Here is a 22,782-nt window from a genome sequence, read left to right on the forward strand (position 1 = left end):
CGGCAAGCGGAGGCACGCCGATGAGCGACGAGAACATCTGGACAGGCCCGGTCGTGGACGCCCACCACCATTTCTGGGATCCGATCGCCAACGATCATCCCTGGTTGCGCCCGGGCGTCATGATCCCGTTTCGCTACGGTGACTATTCAGCAATCAAGCGACCTTATCTGCCTGACGACTATCGCAAGGATGCCGCCGGGCACGCCGTCTGCGAGACGGTTTATGTCGAGACCGAATGGGACCCGAAGACGCCGCTCGACGAGACGCGCTATGCATCCGGACTAAGCGCCCGCTATCGCCTGCCAAACGCGATCGTGGGACAGGTATGGCTCAATCGCGACGACGCGGCCACGATCATCGCCGGACAAGCGGCATTTCCGCTGGTGCGAAGCATCCGGCACAAGCCGGAAGGGCCGATGTCGCCCGACGAAGTCGGGCGTACGCGGACACTGATGTCCGACGACACATGGCGGTGCGGATTCGCACTGCTAGAAAGACACGGCTTGCACTTCGACCTGCAGACGTCATGGTGGAATCTTGACGAAGCGGTCACGCTGGCGCGCGACTTTCCGCGTATCTTGATCATCCTCAATCACGCAGGCCTGCCGGCTGACCGCAGTCCGGAAGGGCTCGCGGGCTGGCGCGCTGCCATGGCGCGTCTTGCCGAAGAGCCGAACGTCCGCGTCAAGATCTCCGGCCTTGGCTTGCGCAACCGCCCGTGGCGCGTCGACGACAATCGCTGGATCGTCGAGCAGACCGTCGCCATGTTCGGCGCGGAGCGCGCGATGTTCGCCAGCAATTTCCCCGTCGACAGCTTATGCGGATCGTTCGACACGATCTTTTCGGGCTTCAAGCGGATCGCCGCACGCTATTCCAAAGCCGAACAGGCGCGGCTGTTTTGTGAAACTGCGCGCGAAGTCTATCGCACCAACGAAACTGCGCGGATGCCGGCCCAGGCCGATTGACCGATCGCGCTCGCGACGGATTGTCTGGCCCACCGATCTAAAGCCCCTAGGAGCTTGACGACGTCGTCTGGTCTGCTTACTGGTCTTACCAAGGTAATATCAGCGGGGGAACCAGGGGTGGAGTTGAAGCGGGTGGACGAGGGTGAGAAGGGATTCGAGAAGGTGTTCGCCTTCTTGCGCGACCGCCTGCTCGCCGGCTCGCTGAAACCCGGCGATCGCCTGATCTCCGAGCGCGATCTCGCTATCCAATTAGGCGTCAGTCGTCCGCTCGTCCGCGAAGCGCTGCGGGCCCTCTCGATGCTCGGCATTGTCGAGATCCGGGATCGCATCGGCACTGTCGTGACACGACCGGACATCTCGGTCCTGAACGACTTCTTCACCTTCGCGCTTGCCCAGCAGGCGGACATGCCGGATGACGTGATGCAGGCCCGCGTCGCCATCGAGTGCCAGGCGATCCGACTCGCCTGCGAGCGCGCAGGCATTGCCGATTTCGAACGCCTGCAGACCGCACTCGGCAAGATCGCGGAAACGATCGACAAGGCTGACGCCGGCGGCATCGCCGACTACGAATTCCATCGCACGATTGTGCTGGCGTCGCATTCGCAAACACTGGCCGTCCTTCACAATTCGATGGCGGGGCTGCTGACGCATGTGCACCGCAACCGCCGCGAGCTCGTGCAGGCGTTCCCTTCGATGAAAACCTATCTGATCGACGATCACCGGCGCATCTTCGAGGCGATCGTCGCGCGCGATCCGGATCGCGCCGATTCGACGCTGCGAAAGCATTTTGAAATCGGCAACGAATACCGGAGGCGCGCCATCGTCGGTGACATCGACAGCGCCACGGCCTCGCCGGCGGCAAATCTACCAACGAAAAGACGGGCGAACAGCAGGAAGACCACATGAAGATCGTCGTAGGTTCGGATCACGCGGGCTTTCCCATGAAGGCGGAAGTGCTCGCCTTCTTGGAGGAGAGCGGACACGAAGTGCTGGATGTCGGCAGCTTCGATCCCGCTCCGGTCGACTTCCCGGATATCGCACGCAAGGTCGCGGCTGCCATCACCACGGGCCAGGTGGAGCGCGGCCTCATGGTGTGCGGTACGGGCGTCGGTGCGTCAATCGGTGCAAACAAGATGAAGGGAATTCGGGCAGCCGTGTGCCACGATGTCCATTCTGCCCACCAATGCGTCGAGCACGACGACGTCAACGTCATGTGCGTTGGGGCGCAGATCGTGGGGCCATGGCTCGCCAAGGATCTGATCGCAGCTTACCTCGGCGCGACGTTCTCAACCGCTGAGGAATTCCGGCGCCGGGTGGCCAAGCTCGCGATCATGGATGCCGAACGTTAAAAAAAACAAGACAACGAACGCCAACAAACAAGACAAACGGGAGGAAGCAAATGTTGAAACGGATTGTAGCTGCGATGGCACTCGCCATCACCGCGCTGGTAGCCGTCACGTCCCTCGCGTACGCGGACGCGCTGGACGATATCAAGAAAGCCGGCAAGATCCGCATCGCCATCGATCTCGGCGTGCCGCCCTATGGCATGACGGATGACAAGATGCAGCCGACCGGCCTCGACGTCGAGGCGGCAAAGCTTCTCGCCAAGGACTGGGGACTCGAGTTCGAGCACGTGCCGACCACGGGCGCCTCCCGGATTCCGTCCCTCCAGACCGGCAAGGCCGACCTCGTGATTTCGAGCCTCTCCTACACGGCCGAACGCGCCAAGGTCATCGATTTCTCGTTAGGCTATGCCGTGCTGCGAACGGTCATCGCCGCCCCGAAGTCCCTCGCTCTCAAGTCGCTGGCCGATCTCGATGGGAAGACCGTCGGGACGGTGCGAGGCACAACGCACGACACGCAGCTTACAAAAGAGGGACCGAAGGGAATGAAGCTGGTCCGCTACGAGGATGATGCCACCGAGGCACAGGCCTTCCTCTCTGGACAGGTCGACATCTTCTCCACGGCGGAAATGATCGTCCCGCAGATCGACAAGAAAAACCCGGCGCGGCAGGTGGAGCTGAAATTCGTACTCGACAATTTCAAGCTCGCTGTCGGTGTGAAGAAGGACGAGAAGCGCCTCGTGGACGAGGTCAACGCCTGGATATCAGCCAATCTCAAAAACGGTAAGCTCAACGAGCTGAACAAGAAGTACTTCGGTGACAACTTGCCCGATCTCATTCTGAAGCAATAGGACCGGCCATGACCAATATGATCTCTCGCCGCCTGATCGCAGGTCTGGCGCTCGCGGCCCTGTCACTGTCGTTTGCACCGGCACAGGCCGATACGCTCGATAACATCAAGAAGGCGGGCAAGGTCCGGATCGCCATCGACACGGCCATCCCTCCGTTCGGCATGACCGACGACAAGCTGGAGCCGACCGGATCGGACGTCGATACGGCGAAGCTTCTCGCAAAAGATCTCGGGGTCTCCCTGGAGATCGTAACCACCACGGGCCCTACGCGCATACCGATGCTGCAGACCGACAAGGCGGACCTCGTCGTCTCCACGCTGTCGATCACGCCCGATCGCGCCAAGGTGATCGATTTCTCGATTCCCTATGCCGATCATCCCTCGGTCGTGGCGTCGTTGAGCACGGTCCCGCTCAAGGAGATGGCGGACCTCGCCGGCAAGAAGGTCGCCGTCGTGCGCGGCACGACGCAGGACACCGATCTTACCCAGCAGGCGAAAGGCGCCCAGCTGGTACGCTACGAGGACGACGCCACGATGGCGCTCGCATTCGCATCGGGCCAGGTGGATATCCTCGCGACGGCGCGCTCGCTGCTGCCGGCGATCAGCAAGAAGAACCCGGCACGCACGGCGGAGTCGCGCATCACAATGCAGACGTTCTACCTCGCCGTCGGCATGCGCAAGGACGAGCCCAAGCTGAAGGAGTGGGTGAACGGCTGGGTGAAGAGCAACCTTCAGAACGGACAGCTCGGCGCGATTTACAAGAAGTATCACGGCGTCGATATTCCGGTGGAGCAGCTACTGAAGGCAGGCAACTAAGCAGCAGGGCCGGCGGCTATGCTCTACAAGTTCGACTTCTCGTTCCTGCTGGAGAAATGGCCTGCCTTCCTGACCGGCGCGTGGCTCACGATTCAGCTCACAGTACTGTCGATCGCCCTCGGCTTCGTGGTCGGCACGCTGTGCGCGGTCGTCCGGGTTTACGGCGGGCGCACATTGCGGCTGCTCGTCGGCTTCTATGTGGAGCTGATCCGCAATACGCCCCTGCTCGTGCAGATTTTCATCGTCTATTTCGGCCTGTCGAGCATGGGCCTCAAACTATCGGCCGAAACATCCGCCGTCATTGCGCTCGTGGTGAATATGGGCGCCTACACGACGGAGATCATGCGGGCGGGCATCCAGTCCATCCACCACACCCAGCTCGAGGCAGCGGATTGCCTGGGCCTGACGCGCCTTCAGACCATCCTGCACGTCGTTCTGTTGCCCGCCATCGAGCGGGTCTATCCCGCCCTCTCCAGCCAGTTCGTGCTTCTCATGCTGGCATCGTCGATCACCTCGCAAATCTCGGCGGAGGAGCTGACCGCCGTCGCCAACAACGTGCAGTCCGATACGTATCGTAGCTTTGAGGTCTACATCATCGTCGCGGTTATCTATCTCGGGCTTTCGCTTCTCTACAGACTTGCGTTCAAGGCCATCGGCCTCATCATCTTCGAGCGCCGGCGGCGGCTGGGCACCGCCTTATGATCCAGCTCAACGCCCACCACATCTGGTATCTCATCATGGCGGCGCAATGGACGGTGCTGCTGTCGCTGGTTGCATTCGCGGGTGGCGCCCTCGTCGGCCTGCCTATCGCGCTGATGCGGGTCTCGCCGAGCCACGCGCTGCGCATCGTCGCCGGCGGGTACATCCAGCTCATCCAGGGCACCCCGCTTTTGATCCTGCTGTTCCTGACCTATTTCGGCCTCGGCATCCTCGGCTACAAGCTGGCGCCGCTGGTCGCGGCTGGCCTGGCCCTGACGCTATATGCCGCCGCCTTTCTGGGTGAGATCTGGCGTGGCTGCATCGAGGCGGTGCCACGCACGCAGTGGGAGGCTTCCGATTGTCTCGGCCTCAATCGATTCCAGCAATATGCCTATGTGATATTGCCGCAAGCTTTCCGAATGGCCATTCCGCCGACTGTGGGTTTCATGGTCCAGATCGTGAAGAATACGTCGCTGGCTTCGGTGGTCGGCTTTGTCGAGCTCGCGCGCGCTGGCCAGATCGTCAACAACTCGACCTTCGAGCCCTTCATCATCTTCTGTATCGTGGCCGCAATCTATTTTGCGATGTGCTACCCGCTATCGCTGGCCAGCCGTTTCCTCGAAAGGAGAGCCAATGCAGGTCGCGCCAGCCACTAGCGCCACCGTCGTGCAGGTTACGGGCGTGGTCAAGGAGTTCGGGACGTTGCGCGTTCTGGACGAAGTGAGCCTCGACGTGGCGCGCGGCCAGACCGTGGCCATCGTCGGCCGGAGCGGATCCGGCAAGAGCACGCTGCTCCGTTGCATCGCGGGGCTTGAGACGATCCAGGCCGGCAGGATTGAAATTTGCGGCCACGAAGTCGGCAGGCCCGGCAAGGCCGCACGGGCGCAGTTGCGCCACGATGTCGGCATGGTTTTTCAGGGGTACAACTTATTCCCGCATCTCACGGTGGAGCGGAATATCACGTTGGCGCTGACTTTGGTGAAAAAGCAGGCAATGGACGCAGCGCGGAGGAAGGCCGCCGAGGTGCTGGGCCTCGTCGGGCTAACCGACAAGATCAGTTCTTATCCCGAGCAGTTGTCCGGCGGACAACAGCAGCGGGTCGCCATTGCACGTTCGCTCGCCTTGTCCCCCCAGGTCATGCTTTTCGACGAGGTGACTTCGGCGCTCGATCCCGAGCTGACCGCAGAAGTGCTCGCCGTCATGGAAGATCTCGCGACAAGTGGCATGACAATGATCACCGTCACACATGAGATGGGCTTCGCGCGCAAAGTCGCGGATCAGGTCGTTTTCATGCATCGGGGAAAGATCTGGGAAAGCGGGCCGACGTCTGAACTGTTCGCCCGACCGCAAACTGCCGAATTCAAGCAGTTCATTTCGAGCGAGCTGTAGCCAAATCATTACCGGTTCGGCTCATTCGCGTCGCTTTTGACGACCGCAGCCTGTCCGCTATCCGGCCCCATCCCGACCTGAATTCGACTACCTTGCCTTCGTCAAGCTCGCAGCCACTCGAATTTGGCTGCGCGCTTATCGATCCATGTCCTGGTTAGCGCCGCTGGTTGTAGACGTCGAGGCAGACGGCGCCGAGCAACACCAGCCCCTTGATCACCTGCTGGTAGTCGATGCCGATGCCGAGGATGGACATGCCGTTGTTCATGACCCCCATGATCATGGCCCCGATCACCGCGCCGCCGACCCGGCCGACACCGCCATAGGCGGACGCGCCGCCGATAAAGCAGGCCGCGATGACGTCGAGCTCGAAGCCGGCGCCGGCCTTCGGCGTCGCCGTATTGAGCCGCGCCGCGAACACGAGGCCGGCCAGTGCCGCCAGCACCCCCATGTTGACGAAGGTCAGGAACGTCAGCCGTTCGGTCTTGATGCCGGACAGGCTCGCGGCCCTGGCGTTACCGCCGATGGCATAGATATGGCGGCCGATCACGGTGCGGGTGGTGACGAAGCCATAGAGCGCGATCAGCGCCGTCATGATGACAAGCACGTTGGGCAGGCCGCGATGCGAGGCGATCAGGCCGGCGAAGAACACGATCGCCGCGAACAGCACCGCGCTCTTGGCGACGAAGAAGCCGAAGGGCTCGACCTCGATGCCGTGCGACGCCTGCCGCGCCCGGCTCTTGGCGCTGGTATAGACCAGGGCCACTGCCAGCACGGCACCGATCAACAGCGAAGTCGGATAGAGCGTGCCGGCGCCGGGAAACAGTTCGGGGATGAAGCCCGAGGACAGTTTCTGGAAGGTCGGCGGGAACGGTCCGACCGACTGGCCTGCCAGGATCGCGAGCGCAAGCCCCTTGAACACCAGCATGCCGGCCAGCGTCACGATAAAGGACGGGATCTTGAAATAGGCAACCCAATAGCCCTGTGCCGCGCCGATCATCGCGCCGACCAGCAGGCAGGCGAGGAAGGCCAGCGGATAGTCAATGTGATAGCGCACCATCAGCACCGCCGCGACGGCGCCGACGAAGCCCGCGACCGAGCCGACCGACAGGTCGATATGGCCGGTGACAATGATCAAGAGCATACCGAGCGCCATGATCACGATGTAGCTGTTCTGCAGCACCAGATTGGTCAGGTTCAACGGCTGCAGCAGCGTACCGTCGGTCATGACCTGGAAGAACAGCATGATCGCAAACAGCGACAGCAGCATGCCGTAGTTGCGCAGATTGTTCTTGATGAAGCCGGTGTGCCCGGGCAGCGCAACCGCCTTGTCGGTCATGGCCGCAAATCTCCCTGAAGTACCTTCTTGTCCATTTCCTTGTTGCGCATGATGGCGCGCATGATCCTTTCCTGGGTGGCCTCGGCGGCAGCGAATTCTCCGACAAAGGCGCCGTCATTCATTACGCAGATGCGGTCGCAGACCCCGAGCAGTTCCGGCATCTCCGACGAGATCATCACCACCCCCTTGCCCGCCTCGGCAAGCTCGTTGATGATACAATAGATTTCGTATTTTGCCCCGACATCGATGCCGCGCGTGGGCTCGTCGAGGATTAATACTTTCGGATCGGTCATCAGCCATTTCGACAGCACCACCTTCTGCTGGTTGCCGCCGGAGAGCTGGCCGGTCTGCTGGTAGACATCGGAACACCTGATCCGCATCCGGTTGCGGTAGTCGCTCGCAACGCGCAATTCGGACATGTCGTCGATCACGCCCTGTCGCGCCACGCGGCCGAGGCTCGCCAGCGTGATGTTCTTGCGGACGTCGCTGTCCAGGATCAGGCCGAGCTGCTTGCGGTCCTCGGTGACGTAAGCAAGGCCGGCATCGATCGCCGCCGCCACGCTCGACAGGTTGACCTCCCGTCCATCGAGCCAGACGCGTCCGCTGATCCGGTCTCCCCAGGCGCGGCCGAACAGGCTCATGGCGAATTCGGTACGGCCTGCGCCCATCAGCCCGGCGATCCCGACCACCTCGCCGCGCCGGACCTCGAAGTTGACGCCCTTGATCACGCGGCGTTCCCGATGCTGCGGGTGATACACCGTCCAGTCCTGAACGGCGAAGACCGGTTCGCCGATCGCCGGGGTGCGCTGCGGAAAGCGATGGGCAAGGTCGCGATCGACCATGCTGCGAATGATGCGGTCCTCTTCCACCGCCTCAGCCCGGCAATCGATGCTGTCGACCGTGCGGCCGTCGCGCAGCACCGTGATCCGGTCGGCGACGCGCGCGACCTCCGACAATTTGTGCGAGATCAGGATCGAGGCGATGCCCTGGGCGCGGAATGCCAGCAGGCGATCCAGCAATGCCGCGCTGTCGTTCTCGTTCAGGCTGGCGGTCGGCTCGTCGAGGATCAATAGCCGCACCCTCTTCGACAAGGCCTTGGCGATTTCCACCAATTGCTGCTTGCCGACGCCAAGATCCGTCACCAGCGTGTCGGGCATCTCGGTGAGGCCGACCTGGGCGAGCAGTTCCTGGGTCCGGCTGTAGACCGTGTCGCGGTCGATCACGCCGAGACGTTGCGGCGGATGCGACAGAAAAATATTCTCCGCGATCGACATCAGCGGAATCAGCGCCAGCTCCTGGTGGATGATGATGATGCCCAGCGCCTCGGAATCGTTCACGTCGCGAAAGCGCCGCTCCTCGCCGTCGAAGATGATGCTGCCTTCGTAATCGCCGTGCGGATAGACGCCGCTGAGAACCTTCATCAGGGTCGACTTGCCGGCGCCGTTCTCGCCGACCAGCGCATGGATCTGTCCCGCCTCAACCGTGAAGTTGACGTCGCGCAGGGCCTGAACGCCGGAAAAGCTCTTGCTTACGCCGCGCATTTCGAGAATTGCGGTCATCGCGTCATCACGTCCATTATCTGTCTATCTCGTCGCGGTCGCACACAGGCAGGTGGTGGCGCCGGCCATCGCCGACGCCACCATTGCGCGTCAATCGAACTGCGAACGCTTGTAGTAACCGCCGTCGATCAGCACCTTCTCCCAGTTGCTCTTGTCGACGACAACCGGCTTCAGGAGATAGGAAGGTACCACCTTGACGCCGTTGTTGTAGGTCTTGCTGTCGTTGACGGTGACTTCCTTGCCGCTAAGCGAGGCGTCTACCATGTCGGCGGTGACGCGGGCGAGGTCGCGGGTATCCTTGAAGATGGTCGAATACTGTTCGCCGCGCTGCATCGACTTGATCGACGGCACTTCGGCATCCTGACCGCTGACGACAGGCATCGGCATGTTGCCGCTGCCATAGCCGACGCCCTTCAGCGAAGAGAGGATACCGATGGACAGGCCGTCATAGGGAGAGAGCACCGCATCGACCCGCTTGCGGCCGTAGAACGCGCTCAACAGGTTGTCCATGCGTGCCTGGGCGGTGGCGCCGTCCCAGCGCAGGGTCGAAACCTTGTCCATGCCCTTCTGACCGCTGCCGATCACCAGCTTGCCGCTGTCGATATAGGGCTGCAGCACCGACATCGAGCCATTGTAGAAGAAGTAGGCGTTGTTGTCGTCCGGCGAGCCGCCGAACAATTCGATATTGAAGGGCCCCTTGCCTTCCTTCAGCCCGAGCCCCTGCTCGATCGACTGCGCCTGCAGAACGCCGACCTGGAAATTGTCGAACGTGGCGTAGTAGTCGACATTGGGCGTGTCACGGATCAATCGGTCATAGGCGATGACCGTGATCCCCTTGGCCTTGGCCTGCTTCAGCACATCCGACAGCGTGGTGCCGTCGATCGCCGCGATCACCAGCACCTTGGCGCCCTTGGTCACCATGTTCTCGACCTGCGAGAGCTGGTTCGGAATGTCGTCCTCGGCATATTGCAGGTCGGTGCCGTAGCCGCGCTCCTTCAGGATTTTGACGATGTTGTTGCCATCGTCGATCCAGCGTGCCGAGGATTTGGTCGGCATGGCGATGCCGACGGTTCCCTTGCTCTGGGCGACGGCGCCGGTTACCGCCGTTGCGGCCATGGTTGCTGCCAGCGCGAGGGCCGACAATGTGGTCTTCAGACTAGTCATGCTTCACTCCCTTTGATCATCGACGATCTATGGTTCCTGGATTGTGAGACCGCTGAATGCGGTTCTTGAAACTCAGTCATCTCGCGCGTTCGTGCGCGCCTCGTCTTCCTCCATCAACCTGTTGCTAGTTTTACGTCTGGTTCAGGGCGGCCACGCGCGGCGACATCGAGCACGAAGGTGCGGCCATGATCGGGATCGGCGCGCTTCGCGTCCTCGCCCATATCCTGCCAGGCCGAGGTAACGAGCAGCCGCGAGAAATCCCGCCCGACGAAAGCGGGGCAGCTCGACTGCCGCGCCGGGACGCGGAGCGAGCGCAGATGCTCGCCTTGCGGGCTATAGACGTCAACGCAGCCGCCGCCCCAGCGCGCATTCCAGATCAGCCCGTCGGCATCGACCACCGCGCCGTCGATGCCGCCGCCGCCCCGCCGGGTGACCAGCGCGGCGGGCGTGCCGCGCGGCAGGCCGGTCGCGGCATCGAGATCGACCCGGAACAGCGTATTCTTCCCGGTGTCCGCGAAATAGCCGGTAGTCCCGTCCGGCGAGAAGCAGATCGCGTTCGGGATCGTGATGCTGTCATAAAGGCGCGACAACTCACCGCGATGCAGCGCATAGATGGCGCCCAGCCCCCGCTCGGCCCGGCGACCCATGGTGCCGATCCAGAAGGTGCCGGACGGATGGACCCGGGCGTCATTCGAACGCGTTGCGGCATTGTCGGCCTCGAGCGGATGGAACAGCGTCATCCGCCCATCCGCCGTCTCACGTATATAGAGGCCATCGTCGGCGACGAGGAGCTGGCGATGCGCGTCGATCCGCCCAAGCGCGCTGCCCATCACGTCCAGCGAATGGATGGTGGTCCGCCCGGTGTCGAGCCGCGCTTCGAACAGCCGGCGTTCGATGATGTCGAACCACCAGGCCGTGTCGGTGGCGGCGTCGTAGGTCGGTCCCTCGCCAAGATGGCATCGCTCGCCGCAGAGAACGGCCGTCGGTACCTCTTCCATTTCGCTGTCGCCGCTCATCGCCCCGCTCCCTCAGGCGACTCTACCGCGGATTGTGTCTCGATTGCGCCGTGAATTGCGCCTTGAATCGCATGCGTGAAGCGGTACAGCGTGGTGTGGCGATAGACCTCGCCCGGGGAAAGCCGGGCGGTCGGGAAGTCGGGCCGATTGGGCGTGTCCGGCCAGGCGTGCGGTTCGAGGCACATGGCATCGGACTGCCGATAGAGGCGGCCGCCCTTTCCGGCGGTGGAGCCGTCGAGAAAGTTTCCGGAATAGACCTGCAGCCCGGGCTGGTTGGTGAACAGCTCCAGCACGCGGCCGGACGCTGGCTCAGCGAGCCGCGCGGCAAAGCGGGGTTCGCCGCTTGGCGCGCCGAGACAGAAATTGTGATCGTAACCGCGGCCAACCCGAAGCTGCGGATGGTCGTTTCGGATCCGCGCGCCGATCTCGACGCCGGCCCGGAAGTCGAACGGGGTTTCGGCGACCGCGCTGGGCGGCTGCGGCAACGGGATCGCGCCGGCATCGATGGCGAGGAAATGGTCCGCTGCCACGGTGAGATGATGATCGAGAATATTCCGGCCCGAGCGCGCACCGGCCAGATTGAAAAAGCTGTGATTGGTAAGGTTGACCACGGTGGGGCGATCGGTTCGCGCCGTCATGTCGAGCTGGAGCTCCATCGGCCCGGCAAGGCGCCAGGTCACCTCTACTTCCAGCACACCGGGATAGCCCTCCTCGCCATCGGCGCTGGTGTAGGCAAGCGTCACGCCCGGATGATCGCCATCCTCGACCCTGACAATCCGCCAGTTGCGGCGATCGAAGCCCTCCAGCCCGCCATGCAACGCATTGGCCCCGTTATTTGCCGCAAGCTGCACCTCGGCGCCGTCGAGCACAAAGCGCGCGCCGGCGATGCGGTTGGCATAGCGCCCGACGGTTGCGCCGAAGAACTGGCGGCGGGCGAGGTATCCCTCGAAGGTATCATGACCGAGCACGATGTCGTCGCGGTGTCCGGCGGCATCCGGCACCAACAATGCCTGCAGCGATGCGCCATAGGTGATGATGCGTGCTTCCAGTCCATCGGCGGCGTGCAGGGTCACGCACTCGACTTCGGTGCCGTCAGGCAGGACACCAAAGCGGGAACGCGCCACGCGAGGAACGGCCGGCATGTTCATGTCTCGTCCTCGAATGGCTCAACGGTGCGCCGCCGCCCCAGCAGGAACGCGTCGGCGACGAGCTGGAGCGGCGCGAGATCGACATCGGATTCGCCGGTTTCGGCGAGCTCGCGGAAGCGGCGATAGAGCCCGGCATACTCGGCATCCGCGGCATCGACGAGTTGCTTGCCCCCTGCCCGCAACCTCGCCCCGCCCATGGAAAGCGTGACTGGGCCGCCGTCGGTGTCGAGGTCAATGTCCCAGCTTTGCGGGCCGGTCTGGAGGAAGTCGAGTTCGGCTGTGATCTTCAGCCCCTGCGCATCGCTGAGCGCAAGTGTAGCGGCGATCGGCGCGTCGCGATTGGCGGGGAATGCAAGATCGGCCGCCGTTACGAACAATGGCTGCGGCAAGATGCGCGTCAGGATCGAAAGCGCGTTGATGCCGGGGTCGAACACGCCGAGCCCGCCCGGCTCAAAGATCCAGGCCTGTCCCGGATGCCAGACTCGCACGTCTTCCTTCCAGCTGATTTTGACGGATGTGACCTGCCGGCCGGCCAGCAATTGCCGCGCCGGCTCGACGGCAGGTGCGAACCGCGAGTGCCAGGTGGCGAACAGCGTGCGTTGCGCGGCGCGCGCGGCGATCACGAGCGGGGTGATTTCAGCGACCGTCGCGCCCGGTGGCTTTTCCAGCATCACATGCTTGCCGGCGGCAAGCGCCATCGCCGCCTGCGCGTGGCGAACCTGCGGCGGCGTGCACAGCGCCACCGCATCGATCGGCGGGCCGTCGCGCAACAATTCATCGAGCGTCGCCGCATGCGGCACGCCGGGAAGCGAGGCATTGCGGCTGGCGACGGCAACCAGCTCCACACCGTCGGTCGCAGCAATCGCCGGCACATGCTGGTCGCGGGCGATCTTGCCGAAGCCGACGATGGCAACGCGAAGCGGGTTCATGACTGCTCTCCGGACTCGACTACCGCGGGGGGCGCAGGCGCAGCGCCGGACGATGTAGGCGTTCCCTCATGACGGCGCAATCCGTTGTGGATCACCTCGATCATGGCTGCGGTGGCTGCCTCGGCATCGCCGCTCTCGATCGCGTCGACAATGCGCTGGTGCCACGACAGCACCGTCTCGCGGTCCTGCGTTTCGACCGGTGCGCTGAGCAGGAACGAAGCGCGCAACGCCGCCTCGATGACGTTGCCGATCGATCGCATGAACAAATTGCCGGAGGCGTTGGCGACAGCCAGGTGCAGGGCAAGATCGCCGTCGGCAAAGCCCACGGAGTCGGAAGCCTCCGCCCGCATTCGCGCCATGCTCCGGCGGAGTTCGGCGATGTCGGCCTCCGAGCGGCGGCCAGCCGCGAGCGCGGCGGCGCGCGGCTCGACGGCGAGCCGGATTTCGGCGAGATCGTTGAGAAAACGCCGGTCGATGCCGCCATCGAGATGCCAGGCCAGCACATCGGCATCGAACATGTTCCAGGCGCCGCGCTCGCGCACCACGGTGCCGACCCGCGCCTTGGTGGTAAGCAGCCCCTTCGCCACCAGCGTCTTGACGCTCTCGCGCAAGACCGGCCGCGATACGCCGAACATCGCCGTGAGTTCGGCATCGCCCGGAAGGCGTCCGCCTTCGGCGTAACGGCCGACGATGATGTCGATGCCGATGCTGCGGGCAACCTCGGCGTGGTTGGAATGCGCGCGCCGGGTCGGGATGACGAGAAGCCGGGACGTCATGATTTGACTCCTGCCTTACGGGGGCCGGCGCGGCGGGCGATGCCCAGCATGGCCTGCTGCAGGGCGATGAAAGCGAAAAGCAGGATACCGGTTACGATCTTGGTCCACCAGCTCGACAAGGTTCCATCGAAATTGATGTAGGTCTGGATCAGGCCCTGAATCAGCACGCCGAGCAACGTGCCGACCACCGACCCCTGCCCGCCGGTCAGCAAGGTGCCGCCGATCACCACGGCCGCGATGGAATCGAGTTCGACCCCGACGGCCGACAGCGAGTAGCCCGCCGCGGTGTAGAAGGAGAACACAATGCCGGCGAGCCCGGCAAGGACGCTCGACAGCATATAGATGCGCACCGTCATGGACCCGACCGGTATGCCCATCAGCGCGGTCGTCGCGCGGCTGCCGCCGAGCGCATAGACATTGGCCCCGAAGCGGGTGAAATGCAGCAGCACGGCTCCCGCCGCGACCACCGCCAGCATGATGAGGGCAATGGCTGTGAGCCGGCCTCCCCCGGGCAGCCGCAGCGCGAAATCCGACACCGTCGAATAGAGCGGCGCTGATATCGGCGTCGATTCCGTCGACATCAGGAAGCTGGCGCCGCGGGCGAGGAACATACCCGCCAGCGTGACGATGAACGGCGGCATGTCGAAGACGTGGATGATGGCGCCCATGGCCGCGCCAAAGGCGGCGCACAGCAGCAGGATCGCGCCAAAGGCGACCAGCGGCGGCAGGCCGAGGCGCTCGATCGCCAGCGCGACGAACACGGTGGTGAAGCCGATCACCGAACCAACCGACAGGTCGATCCCCCCGGAAATGATCACGAAGGTCATGCCGGTGGCGACGATGCCGAGAAAGGCGTTGTCGGTCAGCAGATTGGCCGCGACGCGGGTGGAAGCGAAATTGGGAAATTGCACCGTGCAGAGCGCAAATCCAACGACAAAAACCATGGCGGTGATCGCGGCCGGCGGCAGCCCCCTCATTGGCGGGCCCTCCCCAGCACGAACCCGGCATTGGCAAAGCGCGGCGACTGCAGCAGCAGAACAACCAGCACAACAGCCGCTTTCACCACGAGATTGAACTCCGGCGGATAACCCGACAGCAGGATACCGGTGTTCATGGCCTGGATGATCAGCGCGCCGACCATCGCCAGCACCAGGCTGAAACGCCCTCCGAACAGCGAGGTGCCGCCGATCACCACCGCAAGGATGGCGTCGAGCTCGAGCCAGAGCCCGGCATTGTTGGCATCCGCGCCCATGATGTCGGCAGCCGCAATGACGCCGGCGAGCGCCGCGCACAGGCCGCACCAGACATAGACCGCAAGGATCATGCCGCGCGTGCCGATCCCGGCCAGTTCGCTCGCCCGTGCGTTGCCGCCGGTCGCCTCGATCAACAGGCCGAGCGCCGAGCCACGGACCACCGCACCGGTGACGATCAGCATGCCGAGCACGACCACCACCGGCGCCGGCACGCCGAGCACGGCACCGTTGCCGAGCCAGACCAGGTCGGGCGCGGTGAAGGTGACGATACGGCCCTCGGTGATGAGCTGCGCGACGCCGCGGCCGGCCACCATCAGGATCAAGGTGGCGACGATCGGCTGGATGCCGAGCACCGCAACGAGAAAGCCGTTCCACAGCCCGCATAACAGCCCGGCGCCGAGCGCTGCGGCGAGCGCCAGCGGCAGGCCGTGGGCGTCGGCAAGGCTAGCGGCGATGGCGCCTGATATCGCCATCACCGCGCCTACTGATAGATCGATGCCCCGCGTGGCGATCACCAGCACCATGCCCAAAGCGAGCAGCGCGACCGGCGCGCCGCGGTTCAGGACGTCGATCAGGCTGCCGAACAGCCGCCCGTCCTGCATCCGCAGATCGAAGAATTGCGGCGAGACGGCGCGATCGACCGCGAGGATCACCAGCAAGGCGACAATCTGGGCAAGGCCACGGCTTTGCAGCAGTCTTTGCAAAAGGCTTGGCATCATGACGGCCCGGCTTCCGCACCGGCGGTGCTTGCTGCGGCAATCGCCGCAAGGATGTTGGAGACGTCGATGGCCTCCCCTTCCAGTTCGTCGATGTGGCTGCGATCGCGCAGCACGATCACCCGGTCAGAATAGGTCACGATCTCGTCGAGCTCGGAAGAAATCACCAAGAGCGCCAGACCGTCGTCGCACAGTTCGCGGATCAGGCGAATGATCTCGGCGTGAGCGCCGACATCGATGCCGCGGGTCGGTTCGTCGAGCACCAGGACGCGCGGCGCGGTGGCGAGCCAGCGGGCCAGCAGCACCTTTTGCTGGTTGCCGCCGGACAACAGCCCGATCGGGCGTTCCGGCTCCGGCGGGCGGATGTCGAGCAGCCTGATGAACCGCATCGCGATCTCTTCCTGCTCGGAGCGGGACAGCGGTTTTGCGAGGCCGCGCTTGGCCTGCAACGCCAGCACGATGTTTTCGCGTAACGTGAGATCGGCAATGATGCCCTCGGTCTTGCGCTCTTCCGGGCAATAGCCGAAGCCATGGGTGACCGCGTCGCGCGGCGATTGCAGGCGAACCGGCTTGCCTTCGACCGTGGCGCTGCCGCTGTCGGCGCGCTCGGCGCCGAACACCAGCCGCGCGGTTTCGGTCCGCCCCGACCCGAGCAGGCCCGCGAGGCCAACCACCTCGCCGCGGCGAAGCACGAGATCGAACGGCGCAACATAGCCGGCCTTGCCATAGTTTTCGAAGCGCGCGCAAATCTCCCCGACCTGCCGCACCTGCGCCGCCGCGCGCTCGCTGGTGGTCTCGGCGAGTTCGCGGCCGAGCATCATGCGGATCAATTCGATCCGCGGCAGCTCGGCGGTGGTCCGCTCGCCGATCAGCCGGCCGTTGCGCAAAACCGTGATGCGGTCGCAGATCTCGTAAACCTGGTCGAGAAAATGCGTGACGAAGACGACGCCGATGCCGCGCAGCGCGAGCTTGCGCATCACCGCAAAGAGGATCTCGACCTCATGGCGATCGAGGCTCGCGGTCGGCTCGTCGAGGATCAGCACGCGCGCCGACTGGTCGACGGCGCGGGCGATCGCGGTGATGTGCTGAACCGCGACCGAATAGTTTCCGAGCGGCTCGGCGACATCGATATGCAGATCGAACTCCGCAAGCAGCGCGATGGCCGAGCTACGCATCTCCGCCTCGCGTACCAGCCCGAACCGCGTCGGCTGCCTGCCGAGATAGAGGTTCTGCGCCACCGACAGGTTCAGCAGCAGATTGACCTCCTGATAGACGGTCGCAATGCCCGCATCGACCGCTGCCTTGGCCGAGCGCGGCGCGACCTCGGCGCCGCCGAGGCGGACGATGCCGGCGTCGCGCGGGAACACGCCGGTCACCGCCTTGATCAGGGTGGATTTCCCTGCGCCGTTCTCGCCAAGCAGCGCGTGAATTTCGCCGGCCCGCAAGGTGAAATCCACCTCCTGCAGGGCGCGCAGCGTGCCAAAGCTTTTGCTCAGGCCACGCACCTCCAGCAGCGCTGATCCAGGATCGGAACTTGCATTCATGCCGGCATCACTCCCACCGACGTTCGCGTCAACGCGAACGCCCGGCATGTTCGCCTCAGGAGGCGGATTCGTCGAGAAGGCTTTTGCCGCCGGGTCTGGGGCTGGCTTGAGACCCGGCGGCGTAGCGCCGGCCGATCAGTAGCCGAGGCCCTTCTTGCTGTCATAGATCTTCTGTGGATCGTCGGCGGCCGTGTAGAGCTTCGACTCGGTCTGGATCCACTTCGACGGCACCGTTCCCTTCGCCTTGAAGGCCATGACGGCGTCCAGCGCCGGACCTGCCATGTTCGGCGTCAGCTCCACGGTGGCGTTGGCCTCGCCGGCCGCGATCGCCTTGAAGATATCCGGCACCGCGTCGATCGACACCGTCAGGATGTCCTTGCCCGGCTTGAGGCCGGCCTCCTTCATCGCCTGGATCGCGCCGACCATCATATCGTCGTTGTGGGCATAGACCGCGCAAATCGCCTTGCCGCCGCCTTCGGCCTTGATGAAGCTTTCCATCACTTCCTTGCCCTTGGCGCGGGTGAAGTCGCCGGTCTGGCTGCGCACCACCTTGAGGTTGGCGTTCTTGGCGACGACGCTGTCAAAGCCCTTCTTGCGGTTGGTCGCGACGCTCGCACCGACCGTGCCCTGCAGCTCGACGACATTGCATGCCTTGCCGGCCACGGTCTTCGCCAGCCATTCGCCGGCGACGGCGCCCTTGTGCACGCTGTCGGAGGTGACGGCGGTGAGATAAAGCTCCTTGCCCGACGGATCGATGTCACGATCGAGCAGCACGACCGGAATCTTGGCTTCCTTGGCCTCCTTCAACACCGCGTCCCAGCCGCTCGACACGACAGGCGCGAGGAAGATGGCGTCGACCCCTTGCGCGATGAAGGAACGGATCGCCTTGATCTGGTTCTCCTGCTTCTGCTGGGCGTCGGCGATCTTGAGCGTGACCTTTCGCTTGGTGGCCTCGGTTTTTGAGACGGAGGTTTCCGCCGCCCGCCAGCCGGATTCAGATCCGATCTGGGAAAAGCCGACGGTGAGCTCGGCGGCGGTTGCCGGGAGCGAGAGGGTGATGGCGACCAGCGCGGTGGCCGCAAGAAGGGCTTTGGAGGTCATGAGGCGCGTTCTCCCAAAATGTTGTTCAGGGTGCCTGCATCCCCGAATTCGGTATCTAGGCACCTTTGAAGCTGCCTATTGGCGGCAGCGCGGGCAATATTTCACGGAAGATCGCTGCTGACTAGTAATATTATTTGACTATTGGTTCCAGTCGCCGTCCCTCACCGGGGCAGGATTAATTCCCCATTTGGTCGGACGCTCAGTTCATATCCGCCGGCTTTGTGCCCGAAGAGCCGCTTGATCAGGCGCGCGGTTTGACCTTGATTGCCTCGATCATGCGGCGCAGCTACGCGTTGCCTGATGCCGCCCGTGAACTGAGGATTCGACATGCAGCCCGTCACCGCGAAGCCGCTCTACATCCGCATGCACGCGGACGATAACGTCGCGATCGTCGCGAACCGCGGCGGCCTGCAGGCGGGCACCGAATTCGGATGCGGCTTGCGGCTGGTCGAACAGATCCCGCAAGGCCACAAGGTCGCCCTCGCCGATATCGGAGAAGGCGAAGCCATTCACCGTTACGGTGAGGTCATCGGTCGCGCCGCAGCGCCGATCGCGAAAGGCAGCTGGGTCAAGGAATCGCTGGTGCAGATGCCCGACGCGCCGTCGTTCGACAATCTGCCGACGCCGAACGGCGGCGCGATCGCCCTGCCGCCGCTGGAAGGCTACACGTTCGAAGGCTATCGCAATGCCGACGGTTCGGTCGGCACCCGCAACATCCTCGCGATCTCGACCAGCGTGCAATGCGTTGCCGGCACGGTCGAGTTCGCGCTGGACCGGATTCGCAAGGAACTGTTGCCTGGATATCCCAACGTCGACGACGTGGTGGCGATCACGCATGCCTATGGCTGCGGGGTCGCGATCAACGCGCCAGGCGCCGCGGTCCCGATCCGTACACTACAGAATCTCGCCCGCAATCCCAATTTCGGCGGCGAGGTGATGATCGTTGGGCTCGGTTGCGAGAAGCTGCAGCCCGAGTTGTTGCTGCCCGAGGGCATGAACGCCGACGACGAAATCATGCGGATGCAGGACGAAGGCCTGACCGGCTTCGGCGAAATCGTCGAGGACATCGTGCAGATGGCTGACGCACGCCTCAAGATATTGAACCAGCGGCGCCGCGAAACCTGCCCGGCATCGGCGCTGGTGGTCGGCATGCAATGCGGCGGCAGCGATGCGTTCTCGGGCGTGACCGCCAATCCGGCGCTGGGTTTTGCCGCCGATCTTCTGGTCCGCGCCGGCGCCACCGTGATGTTTTCCGAAGTCACCGAAGTTCGCGACGCCATCCACCTGCTGACGCCGCGCGCGACGAGCCAGGATGTTGCGGACGCGCTGGTGCGCGAGATGGCCTGGTATGACCGCTATCTCGCCGGCGGCGAGGCCGACCGCAGCGCCAACACCACGCCGGGCAACAAGAAGGGCGGCCTCTCCAACATCGTCGAGAAGGCGATGGGCTCGGTCATCAAGTCAGGCACCAGCCCGATCGCCGGCGTGCTCGCGCCGGGTGAGCGGGTAAACCAAAAAGGGCTGATTTTTGCGGCAACGCCGGCCAGCGATTTTGTCTGCGGCACGCTGCAGCTTGCCTCGGGCATGACGCTGCACGTCTTCACAACCGGCCGCGGCACGCCCTATGGACTTGCCGCCGTGCCGGTCATCAAGGTTTCCACGCGCAGCGAGTTGAAGCAACGCTGGCACGATTTGATCGACGTCGACGCCGGCAGTATCGCGACCGGCGATGCAACGATCGAGGACGTCGGCTGGGAACTATTCCGTCTCATGCTTGACGTGGCGAGCGGCCGCGAGACCTGGGCCGAGCACTGGAAGCTCACCAATTCCCTTGCGTTGTTCAATCCGGGCCCCGTGACATAGCAACGGCCCGGCGCCCCATGTTCGTGAGGCTGCCAGCGCCTGGCCAGCGATGCGCGGCTAGGCCGCTATCAGCCTTTCGATGTGCGGTATCGGATGCGAAGTTAGTTCCTTTGGAATCTCGCCCACGATCTTGTCAGTAACCTCGGCATGAAATGCCTTGCGCAGGTTGCCGAGAATTTTTGCCGGCGCGATGACGACGAGCTTGTCGAAACGATTGTCGTGGGCGTGACGATAGAGCGCTTCTGCGATCTCGCCGGCGAACCGCTCCTTGGCGATGTGGTGCCAGTCGACCTCCTCTACGGCGCTTCGCGCCATCCCGACGCTTGAACTGGAGCGTCCCGGACGATCGGTGCCCTGCTCGCGCGTTGCCGGATTGTCCTGCTGCAGGATTTGCTCGACCTCGAGCTTGACCTGGTGCGCGGTGCCTTTGTTGCGAAGAAAGAGCGCCTTCTGGCCGTCGCCGATCAGAACAAGTGCATTGTGGGAGATGACGGGGATAGATTCATTTGTCATTACTTGATGCCTCCATGTGGGCCAACGCATGAATCGCCGCGGGGTTGCCCCTGCGACGACGACGCCCCGGCCAGTGCACCGGCCGCGATCGGCACCTTATCACCGCCAGCTCTTCACCGCGCGCTGATGGAACTCCGGTATCATTGCGCCTCGCATCGGAACCAAAGCCAGCGCGATGCTTTTAGCCCCGAGGGCAGCATTCGAATGAGGAGACCTTTATGAGAAAGATCGCAATCGGCCTGCTGGCCGGCGCGGGCGCGCTCTTGGCCGGCAGCGCAAATGCTTCCGATGTCTACACCAGCAGCGAATACACGAACTCCGACCTGATACAGCAGGTTCGCATGGTCTGTGACGACAACGGGCGCTGCTATCGCACCCGCGGCAGCAGCCGTGTGGTCGTGCGCGACTCATACGCCTATGCGCCGCGCGAGCGATATATCGAGCAGCGACGCTACCGTGATTACGATGAGCCGCGAGCCGGCGTCGGTATCCGGGCCCCCGGCGTGGACGTAGGCGTCGGCATCGCCGGCGAGCGCTGGTAGGACAATCCAGTAGGACAATCCAAGAGTGACTTCCCAGGAGAGACTTCGGCTCAGTCTGAAGTCTCTCCGCCGGAGTCGGGATATTTGCCCCCAGGTACGGCGATCGGCGAAGCCGGTTAGCCGATAAACCAACCGCCAAACGGAGAGCCTCACATGAAAGTTTCCGATGCGATGACCGCTGAGGTTCAGCTTTGCACCCCCGATGACACGTTAAAGGACGCCGCGCAGGCCATGGCGGCTCTCGGCGTCGGGCTGCTCCCGGTGACCGACAATGAGCGCCTGGTCGGCATGATCTCCGACCGCGATATCGCGATCCGCGGTGTCGGCCTGGGCCGAGGTCCGGAAGGCCGGGTTGGCGACGTGATGACGGCCGAGGTCAAGTATTGCTACGAAGATCAGGAGCTGGACGAGGTGAGCGCGATCATGGGGGACCTCCAGGTCCGTCGCCTGCCGGTGCTCAATCGCGACAAGCGTCTCGTCGGCATTATTGCGCTGGGCGACATCGCGCTGGCGCAGGGCGGCAACGGCACCGGCGCGGCATTGAGTGGAATTTCACGGCCCGGCGGGCAGCACGCGCAACTCTAGTCGGGAGTGCTGAGCGCCCGCACCAAGCGGGTACAGTGGCAACGCATCACGCACGAATGAGGCGTGAGGCGAATGCCGCGGCGGCATTCCGGGCGTGAACAATCGAACCGCCATCAAGCCGACGCGAGCACAGGGGGGACGGATCGCTGCCCCCTGAATTGCTGATAGGCCGCGATTGCCTTGTTGGCCAGCATCAAGCGCCGCCGCTCACCGCGACGCACCATCAACTCTATCGTGTCGCTGAGAAAACGGCTGGCCACCATCGGATCGCCCAACTCACCGGTACGGTTGAGATAGTCCCAGGCGATTTCAATCGAACTATCGATCAGCAGAGGCAATTGTTCAGTCATGTCTACGTCCAACCATTTTGGGAAAACGTTGGGCGGCAACCTCTGTTCCTGATCCAGCCAGCTGGCAGGCTCCGCAAAGGCCATAGCCGCCTTCAGTCTCTTCCAGCATTCGCAATGCTTCCATCCGTCACACAATGCGGGCGGCTAATGCGTGTTGGTCTCATGCCACTTTTCCAGATCGGGTTTTGGCGATCCCGGCCGCTGCTCCTTTTCCGGATTCCCCTTCCAGGGCTTGTCGGTCTGCTTGTGCGATCCCCAGTCCGTCTGCTGACGCGGATCGTCGGTGGGCTTCTCTTTGCTCATGGGACACCTCCGGGATTGGAAG

General features: G+C 63.7%; 25 protein-coding genes. 11 read left to right on the plus strand and 14 right to left on the minus strand.

All coding sequences use genetic code 11. From position 1 onward, the window contains the following. Positions 1 to 20 precede the first annotated feature (20 nt). The 8 genes from ACVWVY_RS34340 (at position 21) to ACVWVY_RS34375 (ending at position 6,062) form a co-directional block, all read left to right on the plus strand. Positions 21 to 965, plus strand: a complete 945-nt coding sequence (locus ACVWVY_RS34340; protein ID WP_456630538.1) for an amidohydrolase family protein — start codon at positions 21 to 23, stop codon at positions 963 to 965. Positions 966 to 1,082: 117 nt separating this feature from the next. Continuing rightward, entirely contained in the window at positions 1,083 to 1,871 is a 789-nt protein-coding gene (locus ACVWVY_RS34345; protein WP_456630539.1) for a FadR/GntR family transcriptional regulator, read from the plus strand. Beyond that, entirely contained in the window at positions 1,868 to 2,314 is a 447-nt protein-coding gene (rpiB, locus tag ACVWVY_RS34350) for a ribose 5-phosphate isomerase B (RefSeq protein WP_456630540.1), read from the plus strand. Before ACVWVY_RS34345 ends, rpiB begins: the two co-directional genes overlap by 4 nt. A gap of 50 nt (positions 2,315 to 2,364) precedes the next feature. Next, complete coding sequence (locus ACVWVY_RS34355) at positions 2,365 to 3,159, plus strand: transporter substrate-binding domain-containing protein (protein WP_456630541.1); 795 nt, start codon at positions 2,365 to 2,367, stop codon at positions 3,157 to 3,159. Between the two features lie 8 nt (positions 3,160 to 3,167). Further along, entirely contained in the window at positions 3,168 to 3,974 is an 807-nt protein-coding gene (locus tag ACVWVY_RS34360) for a transporter substrate-binding domain-containing protein (RefSeq protein WP_456630542.1), read from the plus strand. An 18-nt stretch (positions 3,975 to 3,992) separates the two neighbouring features. Beyond that, positions 3,993 to 4,676 carry an amino acid ABC transporter permease gene (locus ACVWVY_RS34365; RefSeq protein ID WP_456630543.1) on the plus strand — a complete coding sequence of 228 codons (684 nt, stop codon included), beginning with the start codon at positions 3,993 to 3,995 and terminating at the stop codon, positions 4,674 to 4,676. Further along, a complete protein-coding gene (locus ACVWVY_RS34370; protein ID WP_456630544.1) occupies positions 4,673 to 5,329 on the plus strand; it encodes an amino acid ABC transporter permease in 657 nt (218 codons plus the stop codon). The genes ACVWVY_RS34365 and ACVWVY_RS34370 overlap by 4 nt, the downstream gene beginning before the upstream one ends. After that, on the plus strand, positions 5,307 to 6,062 hold the full coding sequence (locus ACVWVY_RS34375) for an amino acid ABC transporter ATP-binding protein (RefSeq protein ID WP_456630545.1): 756 nt from the start codon (positions 5,307 to 5,309) through the stop codon (positions 6,060 to 6,062). Before ACVWVY_RS34370 ends, ACVWVY_RS34375 begins: the two co-directional genes overlap by 23 nt. Before the next feature lie 154 nt (positions 6,063 to 6,216). On the opposite strand, the gene mmsB is transcribed toward ACVWVY_RS34375, so the two are convergent. The 11 genes from mmsB to ytfQ form a co-directional block, all read right to left on the minus strand. Next, a complete protein-coding gene (gene mmsB, locus ACVWVY_RS34380; RefSeq protein ID WP_456630546.1) occupies positions 6,217 to 7,398 on the minus strand; it encodes a multiple monosaccharide ABC transporter permease in 1,182 nt (393 codons plus the stop codon). After that, positions 7,395 to 8,957, minus strand: a complete 1,563-nt coding sequence (gene mmsA, locus ACVWVY_RS34385) for a multiple monosaccharide ABC transporter ATP-binding protein (RefSeq protein WP_456630547.1) — start codon at positions 8,955 to 8,957, stop codon at positions 7,395 to 7,397. The genes mmsB and mmsA overlap by 4 nt, the downstream gene beginning before the upstream one ends. 90 nt (positions 8,958 to 9,047) lie before the next feature. Then, positions 9,048 to 10,121: a multiple monosaccharide ABC transporter substrate-binding protein gene (gene chvE, locus ACVWVY_RS34390; protein WP_456630548.1), complete on the minus strand. Its 1,074-nt coding sequence runs from the start codon at positions 10,119 to 10,121 to the stop codon at positions 9,048 to 9,050. Positions 10,122 to 10,234: 113 nt separating this feature from the next. Next, entirely contained in the window at positions 10,235 to 11,119 is an 885-nt protein-coding gene (locus ACVWVY_RS34395; RefSeq protein ID WP_456632382.1) for an SMP-30/gluconolactonase/LRE family protein, read from the minus strand. Between the two features lie 14 nt (positions 11,120 to 11,133). After that, positions 11,134 to 12,279, minus strand: coding sequence for an aldose epimerase family protein (locus tag ACVWVY_RS34400; protein WP_456632383.1), 1,146 nt, complete (start codon positions 12,277 to 12,279; stop codon positions 11,134 to 11,136). Positions 12,280 to 12,281: 2 nt separating this feature from the next. Further along, positions 12,282 to 13,214: a Gfo/Idh/MocA family protein gene (locus ACVWVY_RS34405; RefSeq protein ID WP_456630549.1), complete on the minus strand. Its 933-nt coding sequence runs from the start codon at positions 13,212 to 13,214 to the stop codon at positions 12,282 to 12,284. Continuing rightward, positions 13,211 to 13,990, minus strand: coding sequence for a FadR/GntR family transcriptional regulator (locus ACVWVY_RS34410; protein WP_456630550.1), 780 nt, complete (start codon positions 13,988 to 13,990; stop codon positions 13,211 to 13,213). Before ACVWVY_RS34410 ends, ACVWVY_RS34405 begins: the two co-directional genes overlap by 4 nt. Further along, positions 13,987 to 14,967, minus strand: a complete 981-nt coding sequence (gene yjfF, locus ACVWVY_RS34415) for a galactofuranose ABC transporter, permease protein YjfF (protein ID WP_456630551.1) — start codon at positions 14,965 to 14,967, stop codon at positions 13,987 to 13,989. Before yjfF ends, ACVWVY_RS34410 begins: the two co-directional genes overlap by 4 nt. Continuing rightward, positions 14,964 to 15,959: an ABC transporter permease gene (locus tag ACVWVY_RS34420; RefSeq protein WP_456632384.1), complete on the minus strand. Its 996-nt coding sequence runs from the start codon at positions 15,957 to 15,959 to the stop codon at positions 14,964 to 14,966. The genes yjfF and ACVWVY_RS34420 overlap by 4 nt, the downstream gene beginning before the upstream one ends. Further along, positions 15,959 to 17,503, minus strand: a complete 1,545-nt coding sequence (locus tag ACVWVY_RS34425; protein ID WP_456630552.1) for a sugar ABC transporter ATP-binding protein — start codon at positions 17,501 to 17,503, stop codon at positions 15,959 to 15,961. Before ACVWVY_RS34425 ends, ACVWVY_RS34420 begins: the two co-directional genes overlap by 1 nt. Before the next feature lie 135 nt (positions 17,504 to 17,638). Further along, positions 17,639 to 18,604, minus strand: coding sequence for a galactofuranose ABC transporter, galactofuranose-binding protein YtfQ (gene ytfQ, locus ACVWVY_RS34430; RefSeq protein ID WP_456630553.1), 966 nt, complete (start codon positions 18,602 to 18,604; stop codon positions 17,639 to 17,641). A 327-nt stretch (positions 18,605 to 18,931) separates the two neighbouring features. Between ytfQ and garD the strand changes: the two genes are divergently transcribed. Beyond that, complete coding sequence (garD, locus tag ACVWVY_RS34435) at positions 18,932 to 20,467, plus strand: galactarate dehydratase (protein WP_456630554.1); 1,536 nt, start codon at positions 18,932 to 18,934, stop codon at positions 20,465 to 20,467. Between the two features lie 57 nt (positions 20,468 to 20,524). On the opposite strand, the gene ACVWVY_RS34440 is transcribed toward garD, so the two are convergent. Continuing rightward, complete coding sequence (locus ACVWVY_RS34440; RefSeq protein WP_456630555.1) at positions 20,525 to 20,980, minus strand: host attachment family protein; 456 nt, start codon at positions 20,978 to 20,980, stop codon at positions 20,525 to 20,527. Between the two features lie 218 nt (positions 20,981 to 21,198). On the opposite strand from ACVWVY_RS34440, the gene ACVWVY_RS34445 reads away from it, so the two are divergent. Both ACVWVY_RS34445 and ACVWVY_RS34450 read left to right on the plus strand, forming a co-directional pair. Next, a complete protein-coding gene (locus ACVWVY_RS34445; RefSeq protein WP_456630556.1) occupies positions 21,199 to 21,522 on the plus strand; it encodes a hypothetical protein in 324 nt (107 codons plus the stop codon). A 153-nt stretch (positions 21,523 to 21,675) separates the two neighbouring features. Continuing rightward, positions 21,676 to 22,107 (plus strand): CBS domain-containing protein, encoded by a 432-nt coding sequence (locus ACVWVY_RS34450; RefSeq protein WP_456630557.1) that lies wholly within the window; start codon positions 21,676 to 21,678, stop codon positions 22,105 to 22,107. 113 nt (positions 22,108 to 22,220) lie between these two features. Here ACVWVY_RS34450 and ACVWVY_RS34455 read toward each other — a convergent pair whose 3' ends face one another. Both ACVWVY_RS34455 and ACVWVY_RS34460 read right to left on the minus strand, forming a co-directional pair. Continuing rightward, entirely contained in the window at positions 22,221 to 22,457 is a 237-nt protein-coding gene (locus ACVWVY_RS34455) for a hypothetical protein (protein ID WP_456630558.1), read from the minus strand. Between the two features lie 144 nt (positions 22,458 to 22,601). Beyond that, positions 22,602 to 22,760: a hypothetical protein gene (locus ACVWVY_RS34460; RefSeq protein ID WP_456630559.1), complete on the minus strand. Its 159-nt coding sequence runs from the start codon at positions 22,758 to 22,760 to the stop codon at positions 22,602 to 22,604. Positions 22,761 to 22,782 lie beyond the last annotated feature (22 nt).

Source organism: Bradyrhizobium sp. URHC0002 (assembly GCF_054059515.1).

Excerpts from the sequence above, each read along its gene's own strand:
- ACVWVY_RS34360 (WP_456630542.1), top strand. The coding sequence starts at position 3,168 with ATGACCAATATGATCTCTCGCCGCCTGATCGCAGGTCTGGCGCTCGCG.
- ACVWVY_RS34445 (WP_456630556.1), top strand. The coding sequence starts at position 21,199 with ATGAGAAAGATCGCAATCGGCCTGCTGGCCGGCGCGGGCGCGCTCTTG.
- ACVWVY_RS34425 (WP_456630552.1), bottom strand. The coding sequence starts at position 17,503 with ATGAATGCAAGTTCCGATCCTGGATCAGCGCTGCTGGAGGTGCGTGGC.
- ACVWVY_RS34395 (WP_456632382.1), bottom strand. The coding sequence starts at position 11,119 with ATGGAAGAGGTACCGACGGCCGTTCTCTGCGGCGAGCGATGCCATCTT.
- yjfF (WP_456630551.1), bottom strand. The coding sequence starts at position 14,967 with ATGAGGGGGCTGCCGCCGGCCGCGATCACCGCCATGGTTTTTGTCGTT.
- ACVWVY_RS34340 (WP_456630538.1), top strand. The coding sequence starts at position 21 with ATGAGCGACGAGAACATCTGGACAGGCCCGGTCGTGGACGCCCACCAC.
- ACVWVY_RS34355 (WP_456630541.1), top strand. The coding sequence starts at position 2,365 with ATGTTGAAACGGATTGTAGCTGCGATGGCACTCGCCATCACCGCGCTG.
- ACVWVY_RS34365 (WP_456630543.1), top strand. The coding sequence starts at position 3,993 with ATGCTCTACAAGTTCGACTTCTCGTTCCTGCTGGAGAAATGGCCTGCC.
- ACVWVY_RS34410 (WP_456630550.1), bottom strand. The coding sequence starts at position 13,990 with ATGACGTCCCGGCTTCTCGTCATCCCGACCCGGCGCGCGCATTCCAAC.
- ACVWVY_RS34440 (WP_456630555.1), bottom strand. The coding sequence starts at position 20,980 with ATGACAAATGAATCTATCCCCGTCATCTCCCACAATGCACTTGTTCTG.
- ACVWVY_RS34420 (WP_456632384.1), bottom strand. The coding sequence starts at position 15,959 with ATGCCAAGCCTTTTGCAAAGACTGCTGCAAAGCCGTGGCCTTGCCCAG.
- ACVWVY_RS34375 (WP_456630545.1), top strand. The coding sequence starts at position 5,307 with ATGCAGGTCGCGCCAGCCACTAGCGCCACCGTCGTGCAGGTTACGGGC.
- ACVWVY_RS34370 (WP_456630544.1), top strand. The coding sequence starts at position 4,673 with ATGATCCAGCTCAACGCCCACCACATCTGGTATCTCATCATGGCGGCG.
- garD (WP_456630554.1), top strand. The coding sequence starts at position 18,932 with ATGCAGCCCGTCACCGCGAAGCCGCTCTACATCCGCATGCACGCGGAC.
- ACVWVY_RS34455 (WP_456630558.1), bottom strand. The coding sequence starts at position 22,457 with ATGACTGAACAATTGCCTCTGCTGATCGATAGTTCGATTGAAATCGCC.
- rpiB (WP_456630540.1), top strand. The coding sequence starts at position 1,868 with ATGAAGATCGTCGTAGGTTCGGATCACGCGGGCTTTCCCATGAAGGCG.
- ACVWVY_RS34405 (WP_456630549.1), bottom strand. The coding sequence starts at position 13,214 with ATGAACCCGCTTCGCGTTGCCATCGTCGGCTTCGGCAAGATCGCCCGC.
- ytfQ (WP_456630553.1), bottom strand. The coding sequence starts at position 18,604 with ATGACCTCCAAAGCCCTTCTTGCGGCCACCGCGCTGGTCGCCATCACC.
- ACVWVY_RS34400 (WP_456632383.1), bottom strand. The coding sequence starts at position 12,279 with ATGCCGGCCGTTCCTCGCGTGGCGCGTTCCCGCTTTGGTGTCCTGCCT.
- mmsA (WP_456630547.1), bottom strand. The coding sequence starts at position 8,957 with ATGACCGCAATTCTCGAAATGCGCGGCGTAAGCAAGAGCTTTTCCGGC.
- ACVWVY_RS34450 (WP_456630557.1), top strand. The coding sequence starts at position 21,676 with ATGAAAGTTTCCGATGCGATGACCGCTGAGGTTCAGCTTTGCACCCCC.
- ACVWVY_RS34460 (WP_456630559.1), bottom strand. The coding sequence starts at position 22,760 with ATGAGCAAAGAGAAGCCCACCGACGATCCGCGTCAGCAGACGGACTGG.
- chvE (WP_456630548.1), bottom strand. The coding sequence starts at position 10,121 with ATGACTAGTCTGAAGACCACATTGTCGGCCCTCGCGCTGGCAGCAACC.
- mmsB (WP_456630546.1), bottom strand. The coding sequence starts at position 7,398 with ATGACCGACAAGGCGGTTGCGCTGCCCGGGCACACCGGCTTCATCAAG.